The sequence below is a fragment of the Alteromonas sp. Mac1 genome (assembly GCF_001562125.1).
Lineage (GTDB): Bacteria > Pseudomonadota > Gammaproteobacteria > Enterobacterales > Alteromonadaceae > Alteromonas > Alteromonas stellipolaris.
The window spans coordinates 294,369-313,232 of sequence record NZ_CP013932.1 but is presented as its reverse complement, the minus strand read 5'-3'; the positions used below and the strand labels follow the sequence as shown (position 1 = coordinate 313,232).

At 44.7% G+C, this 18,864-nt stretch carries 6 protein-coding genes; 3 read left to right on the top strand and 3 right to left on the bottom strand.

The features are described 5' to 3' along the window. Positions 1-7: 7 nt before the first annotated feature. Genes AV939_RS01260 through AV939_RS01250 form a run of 3 tightly spaced genes read right to left on the bottom strand, consistent with a single transcriptional unit; the run spans position 8 to position 14,060 of the window. Positions 8-7,498: a non-ribosomal peptide synthetase gene (locus AV939_RS01260; RefSeq protein WP_061996861.1), complete on the bottom strand. Its 7,491-nt coding sequence runs from the start codon at positions 7,496-7,498 to the stop codon at positions 8-10. Then, positions 7,495-10,866 carry a non-ribosomal peptide synthetase gene (locus AV939_RS01255; protein ID WP_057794644.1) on the bottom strand — a complete coding sequence of 1,124 codons (3,372 nt, stop codon included), beginning with the start codon at positions 10,864-10,866 and terminating at the stop codon, positions 7,495-7,497. The genes AV939_RS01260 and AV939_RS01255 overlap by 4 nt, the downstream gene beginning before the upstream one ends. Then, a complete protein-coding gene (locus tag AV939_RS01250) occupies positions 10,863-14,060 on the bottom strand; it encodes a non-ribosomal peptide synthetase (RefSeq protein WP_057794647.1) in 3,198 nt (1,065 codons plus the stop codon). Before AV939_RS01250 ends, AV939_RS01255 begins: the two co-directional genes overlap by 4 nt. A 710-nt stretch (positions 14,061-14,770) precedes the next feature. Here AV939_RS01250 and AV939_RS01240 point away from each other — a divergent pair. The 3 genes from AV939_RS01240 to AV939_RS01230 all read left to right on the top strand — a co-directional run bounded on the left by AV939_RS01240 (position 14,771) and on the right by AV939_RS01230 (position 18,861). After that, entirely contained in the window at positions 14,771-16,954 is a 2,184-nt protein-coding gene (locus AV939_RS01240; protein ID WP_057794651.1) for a winged helix-turn-helix domain-containing protein, read from the top strand. 510 nt (positions 16,955-17,464) lie between these two features. Continuing rightward, on the top strand, positions 17,465-17,647 hold the full coding sequence (locus AV939_RS01235; protein ID WP_057794653.1) for a hypothetical protein: 183 nt from the start codon (positions 17,465-17,467) through the stop codon (positions 17,645-17,647). A 77-nt stretch (positions 17,648-17,724) separates the two neighbouring features. Then, positions 17,725-18,861 carry an efflux RND transporter periplasmic adaptor subunit gene (locus AV939_RS01230; RefSeq protein WP_057794655.1) on the top strand — a complete coding sequence of 379 codons (1,137 nt, stop codon included), beginning with the start codon at positions 17,725-17,727 and terminating at the stop codon, positions 18,859-18,861. Positions 18,862-18,864 lie beyond the last annotated feature (3 nt).

The window sequence follows — 18,864 nt, the reverse complement described above, 5'->3', positions numbered from 1 at the left end:
GATTGTGTTAGTTAGCACACTGCAATGGAGTGCTGTTAATGAGTAGCCGAGCAAGCGCTTCTGCTAACTGCTCGATATAGGGTGACGTCACGATACTAAAGTGATCGCTGTTGCTGATAACGGTGGTCTCAAGGCTTTCGCAATAGGCCTCCCAATCATGTGGTGAAGGTTGGTCATCAGAGGCGATAAGCACAATGTGTCCGGGACTTTGTTCCATTTTGTGTTGATTGAGCAGCGTGTGATTTTGTCTTATCACGTTAAAACGCTGATAAAACGTCTCAATACCAAAATCAGCAGGAAGTCGGCTCTGCCTTACTGCCACTGCATGTAGCTGCTGTAACGCTGCTTTAGAACCATTCAACCTAGCTTGTTCAATTTGCGTCTGTGACAGCGATATACCCATTTCATTTGCCATGGTGTACATGAGTGACAGGTCATCTGTAAGCTCACCATCGTGGGTTGTCGGATAGGAATCGATCATGACAACTTCAACGCCAATATCGCCTTGAAGATACGCTAACCTCTGGATTTCATGCGCGATAACGCCACCCATAGACCAACCTGCAACCTGAATCTGCCCAGAAGGACACTTGGCTTGAATCAGCGCTAGATAGTGACCTGCCATCGCGGTAAGACTTTCAAAGCTATCCTGTGGTGTCTGAATGCCGTAAATAGGCAGATCGTCAGAGAGCCTGCTAACCAGTTCGCCGTAACAAACAACACTGCCTCCGACTGGATGTATCAAGAATACAGACCGTTGATTTGATGCACCTGCTTGCAGTGTTACTAGGCTCTGCTCTTCAAACGATTGCACTTCATGCGCTTTACTACACGAATTGTGTTTACGCTCTGCTAGCAAAGCTTGCTTTTGAATGCTGCTGGCCTCAAACAATTCGGCCAATGTGACGTCTATATCAAAACGTTTTTTCATCTCATTGAGCAGCTTTATCACTAACAAGGAATGCCCCCCAGAAATGAAGAAGTCGCTGGTTATACTCAAACGTGTGGCACTGCCACCTAAGAGCGCAGCCCAGATCTCTGCAACCTTCTCCTCCCATGCCGTGCGCGCAGGCATAAAGGTTGGATTGATTGGACGCTCGAAAAGCGCTGGCAGGGCACTTCGGTCAAGCTTCCCGCTCGTTGTTACAGGCAGACTGCCTAATACAACAAAGTGATCTGGCACCATGTAACTAGGCAATGCCTGCCTTAAATCACTTTTGAGGCTCTCCAGACTTATTGTGTCAGCGTTACGTACTGCGACGTAAGCAACCAATTGTGCGTTGTCTTCTGAGGACTGATTCAGGACAACCGCTGCTGACACAATGGTCTTATGGCTGGATAAAACAGACTCAATCTCTCCCAATTCAATTCGATATCCTCTGATCTTGACCTGGTCATCAATGCGGCCAATGAACTGAAGATTACCGTCACTTAACATGCGTACTAAGTCACCAGATTTATATAGCTTTGGGCTACTGCTGATGCAGGTATCGTCGTAATAGGGATTAGAAACAAACTTCTCAGACGTCAGTTCTGACTTATGCAAGTAACCTATTGCTAGGCCTTCACCACCGATGTGTAGCTCGCCAATGGCTCCTTGCGGTACTAACCGCTCGCAACTATCTAAAATCAGCAATTCGGTATTACGCGTCGCTTTACCGATAACACTCTGATCCTCGATTAGCGCGAAACTGCTGTTCACACCGGTTTCTGTAGGACCGTAGGCATTGAGCAGCTTTGTCCCCACGGTACGGGTGTAGTTAAGCAATTTATTCAGTATTTTTCCTGACAGGGTGTCACCACTGGAAATGAGGTTTACTGGTTCAGATGAAAGCTCATCGACAACCAAATCTAATAGCTGAGGTACCGCGTTAAATACATCGACATTGTTCTCAGCCATCAGCTTGGCTAATTTAGCCGGGTTGACAGCTTCGTCATCCGTTGCAATGACAACGGCCTTACCACGTGCCAGACTTGCGAGCCCTTTTAAAGAGGCGTCAAATGAATAAGATGATGTCCATAGCCAGGGCGATTCATCACTGGAGTTCAATATGGAAAGTTGCTCTTCAAACTCATGGCAAAAAGACAATAGTGTTTTGTGGGACTGACACACGCCTTTAGGTTTGCCGGTAGAACCAGAGGTGTAAATGACATAGGCCAGTTGTTCGCTGTTCGCTTGTGGCAGCTGAACATTCGGGTTGTGAGACGCCAGATGCTGGCGCTGCCCTGCCTCAAAATTGATTGCTTTCACATTCTCAAACTGTCTGTTGATTACATACTTCGATTGCGATAGGACAAGCTCCAACTTTGCGTCTTCTACAATATAGTCACGCCGTGATTTTGGGGATGCGGGATCTAACGGCACATATGCCGCACCCGATTTAAGAATAGATAGAATACCAACGGCCATGTCACTCGAACGCGCGGTACACAAACCGATTAACTGACCAGGCTTAACGTCATTTTCTTCAATCAGATAATGCGCAAGCTTATTAGCTTTTTCATTTAACTGCGCAAATGAAAGACGCTGTCCACAACACAAGAGCGCTGTCTTATCGGGTGTCTCATTCGCATACGCTTCAATATAGTGATGCAGCGCCATGTCAGCTGGGAAAGTAGAAAACGCTCCTTTAGCAGTAGTTACTAGGTCCTGTATTTCCGATTCAGACAAGATTGCAATGTCTCTTAACTGAGGCGTATTTTCAGAGAAACCACTAACCGCTGCAAGGCTTTCTAAACAGTTTTTCAAATGCGTATTTAATCTGGAAATGGACGTAGCATTAAACAATGATTTATCGTATATCCAGCGTAATATCACGCCATTATCATCCATATCTAAATGTACAGAGAGATCAAATTTGGCAACGACGTTGTCTGACGCCATTGGCGTAATTTGCACTCCGGGAATAGCGTCCAATAAAGGTGCCTGTTCCCGACCTGTTGATTTTTCTCCTGTGGTTAACATTATTTGAAACAGTGGTGAATGCGCAGTGTCACGCGGTACTCTTAACTGCTCTATCAAGAAGTCAAATGGTAGATCCTGATACTTCTGAGCTTCCAAATGCACCTGGCGAACCTGGTTTAGGTAATCGGCTAGCGACTCGTGATCTGTATTCACCCGTAGCGCCAGAGTATTGGCAAAGAAGCCGATAAGGTGTTCAACTTCGGGGTTTAATCTATTAGCTACAGGCGTACCGATAACCATATCTGTACTGTTACTGTGGCGAGACAGTACAAGCGCTAGAGCACTGTGTAAAAGCATAAAGGGAGTCATGCTAAATTCTCTCGCAACACAACCTAAAGCCGCTCCTATATCGCTTGGCATACTATCGGTTATGAGTCCAGCATCGAATTGCTTTTTATTCGGTCTTACCTGATCCAATGGGAGTGAATGTAAGGTCGGCGCACCTTCCAATTTTTGTTTCCAGTAACGCGTTTGCTCTTCCAATATGTCATTCTTCAGCCACTCTCGTTGCCATACGGCAAAGTCAGCGTATTGAATATTAAGTGCGGGCAGCATCCTAGTCTGTGCGGTAGTGACATTGTGATAATGAATCAGAAATTCATTCACAAGGATATCCATCGACCAGCCATCAGAAGCGATATGGTGCATGTTGAACATCAAAATACTTTGACGCGGGCTGTTCGCATCGCCCTCAGCCAGTAGAATAGTACTCGCTCTCAGCATGATATCCTGGCCTAGGTCGAAAGGAGTTTTGGCATCATTCTCGATAAGCTGTTGTAATTTTTGGTCGCGTAGGTCTTTGCTGTAGTGGGATAGATCAAAGCGACTCAACGTAAATGGAACCCCTTCTTGTATATATTGTACAACACCTTCTTCAGATTCTTTGAAAACAGTCCTCAGGACTTCGTGGCGCTGGACAATGGCCTCGAACGCCATACGCGTTGCGTTTTCATCAAGCGTACCCGTTACCTCGAGTGCCGCTGGCATATTGTATTCGGCGCTGGAGCCTTGAAGCTTATCGATGAAGTGGAGGCGTTGCTGAGGAAATGACAACGGCATTCCCTGCTTCTCTCGCTTCGCCTTTGTTATCGGTGCACGATTCAGTGGGATACTGCATTCGAGTTTGCCAGCCAGATTACAAATCGTTTGCGCTTTAAAGATGTCGGCCACCGAAATGTCGAGATGAAGTTGATCTTTTATCGTAGTAACCAGTTTCACGGCCGCTAAGGAATTGCCGCCCATCTCAAAAAAGTTGGCTGTAACGCTCAACTTGTCTGGCGCTATTTGTAACGCCTCTGACCAAATTTTGAGAAGCGATTTTTGAAGGTCATTTTGGGGTGCACAGAATGTAGAACTGACATCGTCGCTTCGCAGTTCTGCAAGCGCTTTTTTATCCACTTTCCCGTTTTTCGTTAAAGGCCACTGCTCAACGATAACGAAGGTCTGCGGTACCATATAGTCTGGCAGCTGCGATGATAACTCCGTCTTCAATGAGGTAATGTACTCATATCGGTCCGGCACGTTGTGTGTACTTTGCACATAAGCGACGAGACTTTTACCGCCCGGACCTCTGGGCGCCATAACCATCGACATGCCTACCGTGGGTAGTTGCGCGAGCCTGTTTTCAATCTCACCTAATTCAATTCTAAATCCTCGAATTTTAACCTGGTCATCTAAGCGGCCATGAAACCTCAGGTTTCCACTGCCATCACAGGAAACTAAATCACCGGTTTTATACAGCCTGCGACTACTGAGTTCATCCGCTGAGTTGAAATAGGGATTCGGCAAAAAACGTTCTGAAGTAAGCGCATCCTGGTTTAAATATCCTCTCGCCAATCCATTCCCACCGATATACAGCTCTCCAACTGAACCGGTGGGTACCAGCCCCATTTGGTTATCAAGAATAAATAGACTAGTGTTGACGTTTGGCTCGCCAATGGGCACTGTTTTGTTTACGTGTTCACCATACAGGTGGTAGCTGGTTGCCGTAACCGTAGCCTCCGTCGGCCCATAGCTATTGATTAACTCAACGTCCTCAACCTGCTCAAAGTACTCAGTCACCGCCTCAGGTTGTAATGCTTCCCCCCCTAAAATAACTAAACGTAAGCCATTAAAATTGAGCTTGAATCGCCCCGCATTAAGCTGATGCCAAAATGCAGTGGGAAGACTTACCACGGTTATTTGGTTTTGCTTACAAAAACGGCAGAAGTCATCTAGGCTAGATACGCATTTTTCATTTCGTAGGGTTAACGTGGCGCCGCTACACAGCGTCGCAAATACTTCTTCCACAAAAATGTCAAAATTAATGGTGGAGAACTGCAAAACATTATCGCTCGTGGCTATTCGGTAGCGTTCCCTAGTGTTCAACAAAAAGTGATGCAAGTTTCTGTGTTCAATCATTACGCCTTTGGGACGACCTGTTGAGCCAGATGTGTAAATGACATACGCAAGATTATTCGACGTAAGGTTTATGCTGACAGGGTCAATATTGGTACAGGGGAAATTATTAAAATCACACGTTTCAAATGCAAGTACACAGCAAGAGTCAAGCCGCAGGGCCGCAGAAGACCGTTCATCAGCCACCAACAGGCTTATTCCTGCATCGGCTATCATTTCCCTGAGCCGATCAGACGGGTAATCTGGGTCGAGCGGTAAATACGCTCCCCCCGCCTTCATGATCGCCAACACTGTGACGATTTGTTCGCACGAGCGCTTCATGCTAACCCCAACAATAGTGTCGGGTCCGACACCAAACTCTTCAATTAACAAATGGGCAAGTTGATTGGCTTTCTCATTAAGTTGTTGGTAGGTGTAGCGCTTACCTTCAAACGCGACAGCAATTTTGTCAGGACAAACTGCAACCTGTTCTTCGATAACGGTTTGTACACACACACTTTTGTCGAATGCTCGTTTGGGACCGTTTAACAACGCGAACTGTTTGTATGTTTCTTTTTCGGACAGTAACGTGAGTGCTGACATGGGGATATCTGATGGTACCGTCTCAGCATGACTTGCTAGGTTCTCCAATAGCTGACATAAATGCAGATTGAGTTCGTCCGCACTATCATAGCTGAACAGGGCAATGTCGTAGACGAATTTCACACTGGCCCCCTTCTCACTCAGGCTAATATTGACATCTAAATCATAAGCGGAAGAAACTGACACCGCGTCAGGTGCGAGGACAGATAACGTGCTGCCTGCAAGCGCCATAGTGGGCTCACCTTGTGCGACGCCAAAATTGTTTTGGGTGGTAAGCATGACCTGAAATAGAGGGGCATATGCAGGATTGCGGGCAATCTTGAGTGTATCAACCAGTTTCGTGAAAGGGACATCCTGATTTGATTGCGCTTCAACATGAATTTGTTTTATATGATTTAAGTATTCACCGAGCTGTTGGTGATTGGTATTACAACGCAAAACTAACGTATTTACGAAAAAGCCAATCAACGAAGCAAGTTCGGGTTGCTGTCGATTAGCGAACGGCGTGCCTATCACGATATCTTGGCTGCCACTATGCCTTGCCAACACCAGCGCTAACGCCCCATGTAGCAACATGAATGGTGTCATTTTGAAAGCACAAGCCAGATTGATTAACTTTTTTGCGGTATGAGCGGATATTTTACGCTCCACAATCGCGGCCTCTTGCTGCTTTTCCAGAGACCTTTCATACGATAGCGGTAACGAATGACATGCTGGTGCGTCTTCAAGCTGTTTTTTCCAATAGGCAAATTGCTGTTGATACACCTGTGATTCAATGAGGTTAATTTGCCAGCTGGCGTAATCTGCATATTGAATTGACAGCTCTGGCAACCGACTTGGCGTACCTGTAATAAAGGCATGGTAGAGTTCAAAGAACTCGCTATGCAACACTTCCATTGACCATCCATCAAACGCAATATGATGAGTGTTGAACAACAGAACTCCGCGCTGGTTTTCGCCTCGCTCCAGCTCGATATAGGAGGCACGTAACATTAAGTCTAGTTCAAGATCAAACGGCTTTTTTATGTCTTCTCTTAGTAACTCGATTAACGCATCCGCCCTAATATCGGGCGCAACGCTGGTCAAATCATGGCGCGTAATTGCGAGTCTATTCTCTTGTTGAATAAATTGAGCAGGCGCCCCACTGATATTGACATAACACGTTCTTAAAATTTCATGGCGACGTACAATTTCGTTAAGCGCGAACGTGGCTGCATCAAAATTGAATGCGCCCTTAACTTCACACGCGCCGGGCATATTAAAATCAGCAGATGCCCCAGTCACTTTATTGGCGAGCCAAATGTTTTCCTGAGTAGGTGACAACGGCAGTGTCTGACCGCGGTCAATTGCCTTAATAGTGCTGCCATCTGCCTTGGTAGCCCCATTATTGAAAGACTGAATGTAAGCGGTTAATTCTTCCTTATTGTTTTTAATAAGTGACAATAGTTCTGGGGTTAGCATGTGCTTGTCGCCGGTAAGACCAATACCACTCTCCTCCAGAGTGATACTGATCCCCTGCTGCGCACATTGTTCAATAATGTGCTGCATTTTCATATCACAATTCTCTCCGCATCAGCAGACGCAAATGTCTGGCTTGTCGCTGCTAATACCTGGCGTTGCTTTTCGTAAAATTCACATTGCTGTGCCAACGCCCTAATCGTGGGACCTTCCATTAACACTTTCAAAGGCAGTTCTACATCAAGCTTCTCTCTGCAGGCACTAGCAAGACGAATTCCAAGTAATGAATGCCCGCCAATTTCGAAGAAGTTTGCATCCACACTGATATTTTCTAGTCCGAGCAACTCCTGCCAAATGGCCTGAATATTTGCTTCCAATTCTGTTTCAGGCGCAACATACGTTACCGGCTCTATTTCAACATCTAACGTTAACAATGCCTTTCGGTCTCGCTTACCATTGGAGGTGACAGGTACCTCAGACAGCATGACGACCTTTGAAGGCAACATATATTTAGGGAGGCGGGATTCAAGAAATGAAAGAATGTGGTTCTCGTGCATGACATCAGAAACTAAGAAAGCCACCAGCTGCTCGTCTTTGACCAAAACCACCGCTTCCTGAACACCCGGGTGCTCAAGGGCTACTGACTCAATTTCTTCCAACTCAATTCGATAGCCACGCAGCTTCACCTGGAAATCAACTCTGCCGAGGAAATCGAGTTGACCGTTGCTGTCATATCTGGCGAGGTCGCCGGTTTTGTACAATCTTCCCCACTGATCTGAATTGATGAATTTATCTTTTGTCAGTGCTGAGTTATTTACATACCCCTGGGCCACGCCTTGGCCGCCGATGTACAACTCGCCTTTTGCACCTGCGGGCAGTACCTCACCACTTTTATCCATCACAAACAGTCTGACATTAGGTAGCCCTGAGCCAATATTGGGTGTGCTAGATGGCGTGATGTCTGCAAAACTTGAGTTAACCGTGCACTCTGTAGGACCGTATACATTTAATGCGAATGTATCTCGCTGACCGTAATAATTTGCAAGTTGTTGCCATAACTCAGCGCTGATTGCCTCACCTCCAATCAGCATGCTGGGAAGATCTCCCCCCATCTCAACACACTCCCGCACAAGCAGCTCGGCCAATGACGGAGTGGTATCCAATATGTCGATTTCAGCTTCGCTGATATAGGTTGCTAATGCCTTGGGGTCCCGACGCATTTCCTCAGTGAGCATGTGCAGTTCAACGCCAAACGCCAGCTGAGTTAAAGCCTGCACAGAGGCGTCGAATACGGTGGGTGCATTCCATGCCCAGTTATAACTGCCAACTAAGCCCCGATCTGCCAGAATCTCCTGCATGGCGTTTGCCAGATTAGTTACACTACCGTGCGAGACGGCGACGCCTTTAGGTCGTCCGGTAGAGCCGGATGTGAAAAGTATGTAGGCTAAATCATTTCTGCTAATCTGAATCCCTGGTTGCGCATGACTAGCTGTTCTCCACCCCTCGTGTTCCATGTTGACCACAAACACCTGCGCATCCTCACCGGACATATTAGTGTCGGAAAACGCAACTAATGCACTCGCCTGCGTTTCATTCAGAATATAGTCGAGCCTTTGCGCTGGTGTATTTGGATCGAGTGGTATATAAGCTGCGCCTGCTTTCATAATCCCTAGCATAGCGATCAGCAATTCCTGTGAACGTGGTAAACAAAGACCAACCGATGAGTTAGGTTCAACACCGTTCATTATCAAATAGTTAGCTAACTGGTTTGATTTTTCGTCAAGCTGTCCGTAGCTCAGCATTTTTCCTTCATACATCAACGCCGTAGCTTCAGGGTTTAGCTTGCTACGCTGTTCAATCATGCTGATTAATGAGCGGTCGTTCGTGTTGTCTGATTCAACGTAAGTCAGCCATGGCTGGTTACTTTGCTTACTAACAAACTCCAAGCGATTGATTTTGCTTTCAGGGTTTTTCAATGCGCTTTCTATTAAAGTTTCAAAAGCAGTGGCTATTTGCTCAATCGTTTGCTGTTCAAATATGTCCGATTGATAGAGCCAGCCAAGCTCTAATTGCCCGTCTTTTTCTATCGCTTCTAACGACAAATCAAAGTGGATAAACTCATTACAGTCCTGCAGTGTCATGCTCAATTCTGGTAATGCAAAGTCAGTACTCTCATGATTTTGCAACACAAACCAAAGTTGGAAGAGCGCTTGGTGACTATTGGTACGCTCTGGGTTAATCGCCTCCACCAATGCATCAAACGGCAAATTTTGATGCTCAAAGGCATCAAGAATGGTTTTTTTGTTGTTTGCTAACAACTCTGTGAGGGTTGGGTTGCCGCTCACATTCGAACGCAAGACTAGATTGTTGAGAAAGAAACCAATAAGCGGCTCAGCATTTTGATGCATTCGGCCTGCTACCGGGGTGCCCATAACGATGTCATCTTCATTGCTGAATTTGCTCACCGTCAGGGCATACAGCGTCTGCAATGCCATAAACAGAGTAACGCCCTCAGACCTGCAAAGATCGTTGAGTTTTTTAAGTGTAGAGGACGACAACGTCCGGTTTATTTTTTTACCAACAATACTGGGCTTGGCTGTACGGGGCTTATCTAACGGGATGTCATGTACTGGTGGTGCACCATCTAGGGTATTTAACCAGTAATCCAACTCCTCTTCATAGACGGAACCCTGCATCCATTCTCGCTGCCAGTGCGCATAGTCACTGTATTGGACTTCCAGTTCAGGAAGTGGGTTTTCCAGTCCCTGACAAAAAGCGCTATATAATTGATTGAGTTCTTTAATAAAAATACCAACAGACCAGCCGTCAGAAGCGATATGGTGCATGCTGAATAAAGCAACATGTTTATCTTCAGCATGTTTCAGTAACGTCACTCGCAACATCAGGTCATTCGCCAGATCGAAGGCCGTGAGTGCTTCTACCTTTGCCAACTCTCTCACTTTTTGATCAAATTCATCGTCCGTTAATTGACTTAAATCAATTAACGGAATAGTAGAATCAAACTGAGTCAGAGGTTCTTGAAAACATGCATTATTTTTTTCTCGATACACTGAATGAAGCACTTCGTGACGAGCGATAATGGTATTAACAGCCTTTTGCATGGCGTGTTTATTTAGCTTGCCATGCAATAGAAAAGGCGCGGAGACATTGCTTTGTGCAGCGCCCTCTTCCATTCGGTCAACAATCCACAAACGCTGTTGAGCAAATGATAACGGTATCGGGCCGTCGTGAGTTACTTTTTTCAATTGCTGACGCGTTAAGGCCGTCTGTTGAGCCTGAAACGCCTGAATGTAGCGCACCAATTCTTGCTTTTGCGCCTTTAGCAAAGCCAGCGTATCCTCTGAGAGCGCATCTTTGTTGGTATCAACCTGCAAGTTACCGTTGTCGACCGACAGATAGATTTCTTGCTCTAAACAAATATTAATAATGTTTTCCGCGTTCATAGTATTACCCTTTGATTATTTTTAGGATTCAGATTTGTGTGTATAACTTGAGCAGCAGCGCTGTGAGCCTTTGCTGCATTAATGATTCGTTCGGCAAGTTGCTTTATGGTTGGTGCTTCCATAAATTCAGAAAGTTTGACTTCCACCTGAAACAACTCCCTACAGGCACTGGCAATGCGAATAGCCATTAACGAATGCCCGCCGATATCGAAGAAGTTGTCTTCTATGCCAATGTCTTCGCGCTCAAGGAGCTTGTGCCAAATTTGTTGAATGGCACTTTGAGTCTCGTTTTGAGGAGCAACGTACTGGTCTGTAATTGATTCCACTTTCATCGCCGCAAGTTTTTTGCGATCTTTCTTCCCATTTATCGTGATGGGAATCTCTGGAATAAATTCGATGTGGCTAACCTGCATATAGGAAGGGAGCAATTTTTTAAGGTATCGCTGAAGCGCATTCTGAGAAACGTCCTCTGACACAACAAAGGCTCTAAGTTGTTCATTTTCAAACGTTACTACCGCACCGCTGACGCTGTCATGTCGGCATAACACTTCCTCAATTTCCCCAAGTTCAACTCTGTGGCCGCGCAGCTTTATTTGATGGTCAACACGACCTTTGTATTCCAGGTTTCCGTCCGCTGACAAACTGACCAGATCACCAGTAAGGTAAAGTCGGCCAATGTTTGGATGACTGATAAAATGTTTATCAGTCATCACCGGATTATTGATGTACCCCTGGGCGACGCCATGACCACCAATTGCCAGCTCACCTTCAACACCATGAGGGAGTAACTGCTTGCTTTCATTAAGAACAAATACTTCCGTTCCAGGTAAACTCTTACCTATCGTTGGTGCCCGGTTCGCTTCAATTAGCGCAAATGTTGTGTTTACCGTGCACTCTGTCGGCCCATACACGTTCAGAGCAAAACGCTTTGAACGATTACAGTGCTTGCTGATTTGCTGCCAGAGTGTCGATGAAATCGCTTCTCCACCAACAAGTAAGTTAGGTAATTTCACTTGCGCGAAGTCAGCCGCTTTAATCAGAACATCCAGCAGTGACGGGGTGGTATCCAGAAGGTCAATCTTCTGGCTATCCAGATATCGGGCAAGCAGATCAGGCTCAGTTCTGTGCTCATCATCCAGAAGATATAGCTCTGCGCCTTTTGCAAGAAGGGTAAGTGCCTGAACGGAGGCATCAAAGTATACGGGCGCGTTCCAGGCCCATTTGAATGGGGCTTGCAAATTATGTTCGCTTAGTGTCTTCACCATAGCATTTTGCAAGTGCATGACATTGGCGTTGGAAACACTTACGCCTTTGGGATGTCCAGTAGAGCCAGAGGTGTAAATAATGTACATCGCGTCCTCATATGACACAGGTACACCCAAATTACTGACCGAGTATTGCGCGAGCCATTGAGGATCGAGCGCCTCATCGATTAGCACTGTATGCGGCAGGGCATCTGGCAAAAGCACGCTGCTGCTATGATCTGAAACAATGATGTCCAAATCTGCATTTTCTCGTATGTACCTAAGCCGCTCTGCGGGGGCTTTTGGATCTATCGGCACGTAAGCGGCTCCCGCTTTGACAATGCCTAATAGCCCGATGAGCATTTCGATAGAGCGATTAACACATAAGCCAACCGGTTTGGGCACATTTGTATCAGTCTTGGCGTTAAGGTTTAAAATCTTATTGGCCAATTGATTCGCTTTTTTATTCAGCGCCTCAAACGTGAGAGATTGGTCTTTGAATACAATGGCACTATCGTGAGGCTTGTCATGAGCATGTTGTTCAAATAGCTGACAAAGCGTTATATTGCTAAGGCTACTGACTTCATTAGCTCTGTGATTGAGATTTGCATAATTGTTTTGATCTTTGGGACCAACAAGCTTGAACTCATCTATACGAATTTGTGGGTTAGCGACAATTTGCTCAATCATGAACATGACTCGTTCTAAAATGCTTTCACACTCATGCTCTGAGAAATAGGCTAGCTGTGCCTCTATTTGTATTTGAATGTCCTGCTTAGCCCTGAACTCACACAAATGAAACTTGAAAGGGGGCTGCTGTCCTGTGCGCAATGAGTTTGTTTCAAGTTCAGCGCCATTCGTATCAATATCGAATGCAACTTTGTAGTAATTAAAATTAATATCAAAAAGATGATTGATATGTGGTTGATGTTTTCGGGCCTGATGCAGCACCTTACTGATTGGATATTTAGTGTGTCGCGATATTGACCGTAACCCATCGCTTAAGCCAGCAAGTAAATCGGGGAAAGAGCTGGTCGTATCAACATTCAACAACAACGGGCTTACACTGGCAAAGCACCCTATCGCCCGCTTTGCAGGGCCGGTACGATTGTGAAAAGGTAAACAAATTGGAATCAGTTTCCTTCCGGAGCACGCTGCGAAGTAACTGTAAAGTGTGCCGATAAAAAGCTGATGAATAGTGGTACCAATAGATTCTGAAAAATCAATCAGGCGTTGATAATAGGCAGGGCAAATTACTTTGCTCACCATACATGTTCCAGAGTCACTATCGCTTAACGTGTGGCGTGGCTTTAAAACTGGTTCAAACTGACGCTCCAACTGCTGCTGCCAGAATCCAGCCGACTTCGCAAAGGACTTACTTGCTGCATACTTGTATGATTTTTCGGCGAGCTCTTGAAATTGGACTGGTTCGTCAACCTCTTTGAACCGCCCCCCTGTCAGAGCAAAATATTCTCTGAAAATATTTTCGGTCCAAATGCCGTAACTTAGGCCATCCAAGATGAGATGATGTGCATAGAGTACTAACCAATACTCCTTATCTGAGACTTTGAGGACATAAGTGCTGTAGAGGCCATGCTCATTTAGCTGAAATACCAGTTGAAATTGCTCTTCAACCCATACTCGAGCTTCAGTTTGCGGATCCTCACAATCGGCAAAATCCAGGTACTGTACTTTTGTCTTTGACGTATTATAGGTTTGTACGACTTCTCCGTCCTGCTCTGTAAATGCAATATGAAACACGTCATGACTCTTGATTACACTATCAATGGCGCGTTGCATCGCTTCGACATCAAGTGGATTGAAAAATCGTGCATAGCCACCTGTGTTGTACGCTGTACTACTGGGGTCGCGAGCCTGATCCAGATATATCTCCATCTGTGAAGACGTTAACGAATAACTATTTGGAGGTGATGCGCTTTCACAATTCATTGAAGTTCCCTGTTTTGTAAGTTTGAAATTGTGCGTCACCGATATCGTTGCCTCTTGGTTCGGACGGATGACTGCCGGTGATGAAATGGAGTGGTGAAACCGGACCGAATGCAAACTCTACTGCGCTGCATAGGCTCCAGGCGTCTTTTTCTAATATGCGGTGATCTATCGGGAGCGATCCCCTATTCTGTTCAGCTACGTATCTGAGCAGCCCCTGCATACGCTGGGTGCTTGAAGATCTCGTCGCGTCCTCACCTTTTGGACTGTTGATATAACAATCGCCGAGTGTTATTTGACTGAAAGAAGAAAGCTGATTGCTGTCTGCGTTTCTCGTTATTTGATGGTGATGTGGAAAAAGAGATGAGGCTGCTGCGAGAACACCGCTTTTCAGTAACCGAGAATAAAACGTAGTCGCATTGCTTCTGCCACCAGTGGTATCACGAACAACATTGGCCAATTCCATTTCGGCAACGTGTGCAGGAAAATGAAGCAGACACACAGCAAGTACAACAAACTGCGTATTAACTTTGTTTATTAATAACAAGTACACCACAGGATTTCTTCCCCTAACAGCTGTTCAAATCACGTTGTTTAAGTCGTAAATCTATACTGTGGTGAAAAATCATACATGCCAAAACACTTCTCGTTATTATTTGTGCTATATTGGCTTGGTAACATATAATCACACTAATAACATTGCGAATTACTATATGATAAGTATAGAAAAATATGGAAATTTAGACTGGCTTGGCAGCAATATTATAATCGTTGGTGATTATGCCGTTGACTTCAAAAAGTCGCGTATTTCCCGCGGCGAAGAACGTATTAAGCTAGAGCCACTCGCTATGGAATTGCTTTGCTACCTTGTTTCTCGTAAAGGTGAATATGTTAGTCAAAGAGAATTGCTTAAAAATGTATGGGGTGGCCGGGTCGTTTCTGATAACGCGATTCGTCGTGTTGTAAAAAAATTGAGGGATGCCTTAGGTGACGAACCTAGGGATCCCAAATACATAAAAACAGTACCAAATAAAGGCTATTTGCTCATCGCCGATGTTGTTATTGATGAGCATCAACCGATACCCCCTATTCCTAAAACTGCCATAGAAGCTGACCAAAATGAAACATCAAGCACTGACCTGAAAACATTTCAGAGCAAACAACCGCAGCCAGTTACAAAAACATCAGATAAACATAAAACGAGAAAACTTGTTGTTCTGACTTTGCTTACAGTCTTTGCCCTAATATTCGCACTGTATTTACTTTCATCCACAGTTTTCAAGTCTGATGACACTGTTTCCATTACACCTTTGATGTCTATGCCTGGCGAGGAGCATTGGACAGATTACAATGCGCAAAACAGTGCGATTATCTTTTCTCACCGAAAAACGGCCAACGGTTTTTTTGATCTCTACCTTAGGACGGCCGATAAGCATACGATAAGAAAGCTAACCAATGGCGGTGCAAACCACAATGCACCTTCGTGGTCTAATGATGGGAAGAAAATTGCTTATCAACGTCAATTAGGTGATAAAGCAGAGTTGGTTATACTTTCGATCTCAGAAAGTATGAAAGTTGAAAAATCCGAGGTTATTTATTCCTACGACTCGCTTCAGCCGAGTCTGGATTGGTCGCCTGATGACAGCTCACTTTACTTTGCACACCGTCAAAGCATAGATCACCCCTATTCCATCTTTTCAATCAACATTACTACGCGGGAAATTACGCAAATTACCTTTCCCAATATTGGTAACTTGGGTGATTACGCCGCACAGTTTTCCCCTGATGGAAGATTTTTAGCAACCTTCAGGTATTTGAGGTACGGCCTTGTTCATCTTATTATTGTGGATGTGACAAGGGGCAAGATACTTAGCGATAGAAAAGTTGAAAGTACGCCGATAACGTTAAGTTGGAACAATAAAAGCACTGGTGTCTACTTTTCCACTAAAGGAAAACTACACTTTTTCAACAATGAAAAGCAATCCTTCACTAGCCTCCCTATCGAAGGATACGAATTAAAATCTGTGTTCGCTCATTGCGGAAATGATTGCCTTATAGCAAATACGGCTGACGACAACAATCGCGATGTTAAGGAGTTAGCCAACCCATTTTTTTCATCTGAAAATGACCAGTTAGATTTCTTTGAATTACCGATGTTAGGAGATGAAGGGCATCCAATTTACAGCAACGATCCCGACGAAGTCGTATTTAGGGCCGTTATCAAAAATACCTCACAAATAGTAAGTTACTCTGCACAAGTCGGTCTTGAAGTACTTACCCAGTTTGATCGAGGTTACCGAATTAACAACCTACAGTTTAATCCAAAGCAAGATCTTGTATTAGGCCTTCAAGAGGAACAGATATTTGTTTTAGACGTGGGTACTGGAAATATTGAGTTTGTTAGCAAGCAAATGGAAAATGCCCAGCGCCCTAACTGGAGTGACGATGGCCAGAGCATTTATTACTCTCGTCGTGAACTGGGCACCACTGCACTCATCAAATACAATTTACAGAGTGGAGAGCACGAACGGCTGTTAGAGAACATCATCGAGGCCAAAGAAGACAAGGGAGGTCGCCACATCTACCTCCTCAATAATGACGGTGAGTTACATAAAGCGCAGATAGGGAATCTTGAACAGAGCAAATTTATAGGCAATATCCCTATCTTTTCAAATATTTCTTGGCATATCTTTGACCACACACTTTACTACTCAGCACCAGAAGGTAAAAACTTTACGTTAAATAAAATCGACATGCAAACGAAGCAAACTACCACAATTCCCTGGCTGAAAAACACCTACTATGCAAAATTTGAACTGCATTCCAGTGGGAAGAAGTTACTGTTATTGCAAGAAAACACTCCCTCTACCGAGTTGGTAGAAATAAGAAACCTGTGACCTCCTGCCAAATGAAACGGAGTAAAGCGAGAATAGTTAGCAACGGGCTAACTCAACGTGTGCTATGCACTTGATTGCACCATTCCCAAAGGCTTTTTTTCTTCAATGACACCCATTCTTCCGGTAACCATTCTAATTTGTTTATTTAATTTCTTGTCTTAATAGACCCATCGTGTGACTTTTCTCAAAAATGTAGTCTTTATTTAGCAGAATAGCGTGTAAATAAACCTATTTTTATATTTTTCAAAGAGAAAGAATTGTTTGTCAAACCTCATCACTTCAATACCGTGTGACTATTTGTTACCCACTCCAAGCTTATGTTTTTATTGATTTTAAACCTCAAAAGGTAACATCTCCACGCCTCCGTTTACGCCACTACCGCTAATACGTAATGACTAGTCATGAGAAGTTGCATGTAAGTTCATTGGGTTATGGCTAAAGTGAGATTGTGTTTCCGGCAACCGCCCCAGCACACTCAATCTTAATATTTAAATACAAGGAAAAGTTACAATGAACTCGAAGGCCACTTTTAATCCAACTACTGCAATTACAAAGGTCATTGCGATTTTAATGTTTTCAACAGTTACTGCATTTGCGCACGCCGCTGACGATACAAATAGCCAAACCGATGATGATTCCTCAAAGCCGTTACATTGTTACATCATACCTGTATGTGACGCCACCGATTCATAATCAACTTTTAGCAGTAAACGCGAACGCAAACCTTGGGCTACGAAGTGGTATCACTTCGGCCCTGCACGGAGTGTGAAATGAAAAAACTAATCTCAAGCACACGTTTAGTAGGTTTAATCTGCTCAGTGGCATTGATAATGGTGTTAGTTATCAATGCCACTGCCGTAGAGCAAACCGGTCATATTCGAAGTGATTTCATTCCTGTTGTAGATATTCAAAAGGTTGAACTCAGGCAGCACCAAATTATGATCCGTGGGTATGGTGAGATTGCTCCTTATGAAAGTACTCAACTTTCTTCAGAGTTGTCGGGAAAAGTCATACAGTGGAATCCAGAATTTACCCCTGGTGGAGTCATCAAAAAGGGGGAACTACTCTTCAAAATAGAAAGCGATACTTATCACGCACGTGTATTAAGATCGAAAGAAAATTATGCCATGGCACGAACTCGTCTAATTGAAGAGCGCGCCAAAGCTAATGTTGCAGCCAAAGACGTAGCAGATGTAGCACAGGAAAAAATTAGCGCCCTGTATTTACGCGAGCCACAACTCCTTCAGGCTCAGCGTGCAGTTGACGCTGCATTAGCAGAGCTAGAACTCGCAGAGCGAATGCTGGATGAATGTAATGTGGTAGCACCATTTGATTCACTTGTTGTGCGGCGAGACATTGGCAAAGGGCAATTTGTCAATGTGGGACAAACGGTCGCCCTGTTACATAACATTGAATTTGCAGAAATTCATGTACCCATTGCAGGTTTCGACGCCGCATTTTTGCCTGACCAAATTAATGACTTACCAGCGAAAGTAGAAAGCGCGACCGGAGTTTCAAGACAAGTTAATATTTCACGAGATCTTGGTATCGTCGATAGCATAACGAGAATGCGCAAGGTGGTAGTTAAGGTTGACGATCCTTACGGAATTGCAACAGATAGGCAACCCATGCGTTTTGGTGAGTTTGTCGAAGTTAGTTTTCTGGGAAAGCAAATAACGTCAGCGTACAAAGTACCTCGCCAGTCATTGGTTGACCAAGGTGTATGGCTTATCAATGAAGATAACCAGCTGAAGAATGAATCGGTATCAGTACTGCGTTCCGAGCCTGGTTTTTATTTAGTAAAAGGGGATTTGGGCAATACTGCTCTTATAGTGACTAGTCTGCCGGATTTTCCAATTGAAGGCACTATCGTCAACCCTCGTTCACCCGCTTCGCCGGTATTGTGAGGG

Bases quoted from the DNA above. Each gene is read 5' to 3' on its own strand.
- AV939_RS01260 (WP_061996861.1), bottom strand. From the start codon at position 7,498: ATGAAAATGCAGCACATTATTGAACAATGTGCGCAGCAGGGGATCAGT.
- AV939_RS01255 (WP_057794644.1), bottom strand. From the start codon at position 10,866: ATGAACGCGGAAAACATTATTAATATTTGTTTAGAGCAAGAAATCTAT.
- AV939_RS01250 (WP_057794647.1), bottom strand. From the start codon at position 14,060: ATGAATTGTGAAAGCGCATCACCTCCAAATAGTTATTCGTTAACGTCT.
- AV939_RS01240 (WP_057794651.1), top strand. From the start codon at position 14,771: ATGATAAGTATAGAAAAATATGGAAATTTAGACTGGCTTGGCAGCAAT.
- AV939_RS01235 (WP_057794653.1), top strand. From the start codon at position 17,465: ATGAACTCGAAGGCCACTTTTAATCCAACTACTGCAATTACAAAGGTC.
- AV939_RS01230 (WP_057794655.1), top strand. From the start codon at position 17,725: ATGAAAAAACTAATCTCAAGCACACGTTTAGTAGGTTTAATCTGCTCA.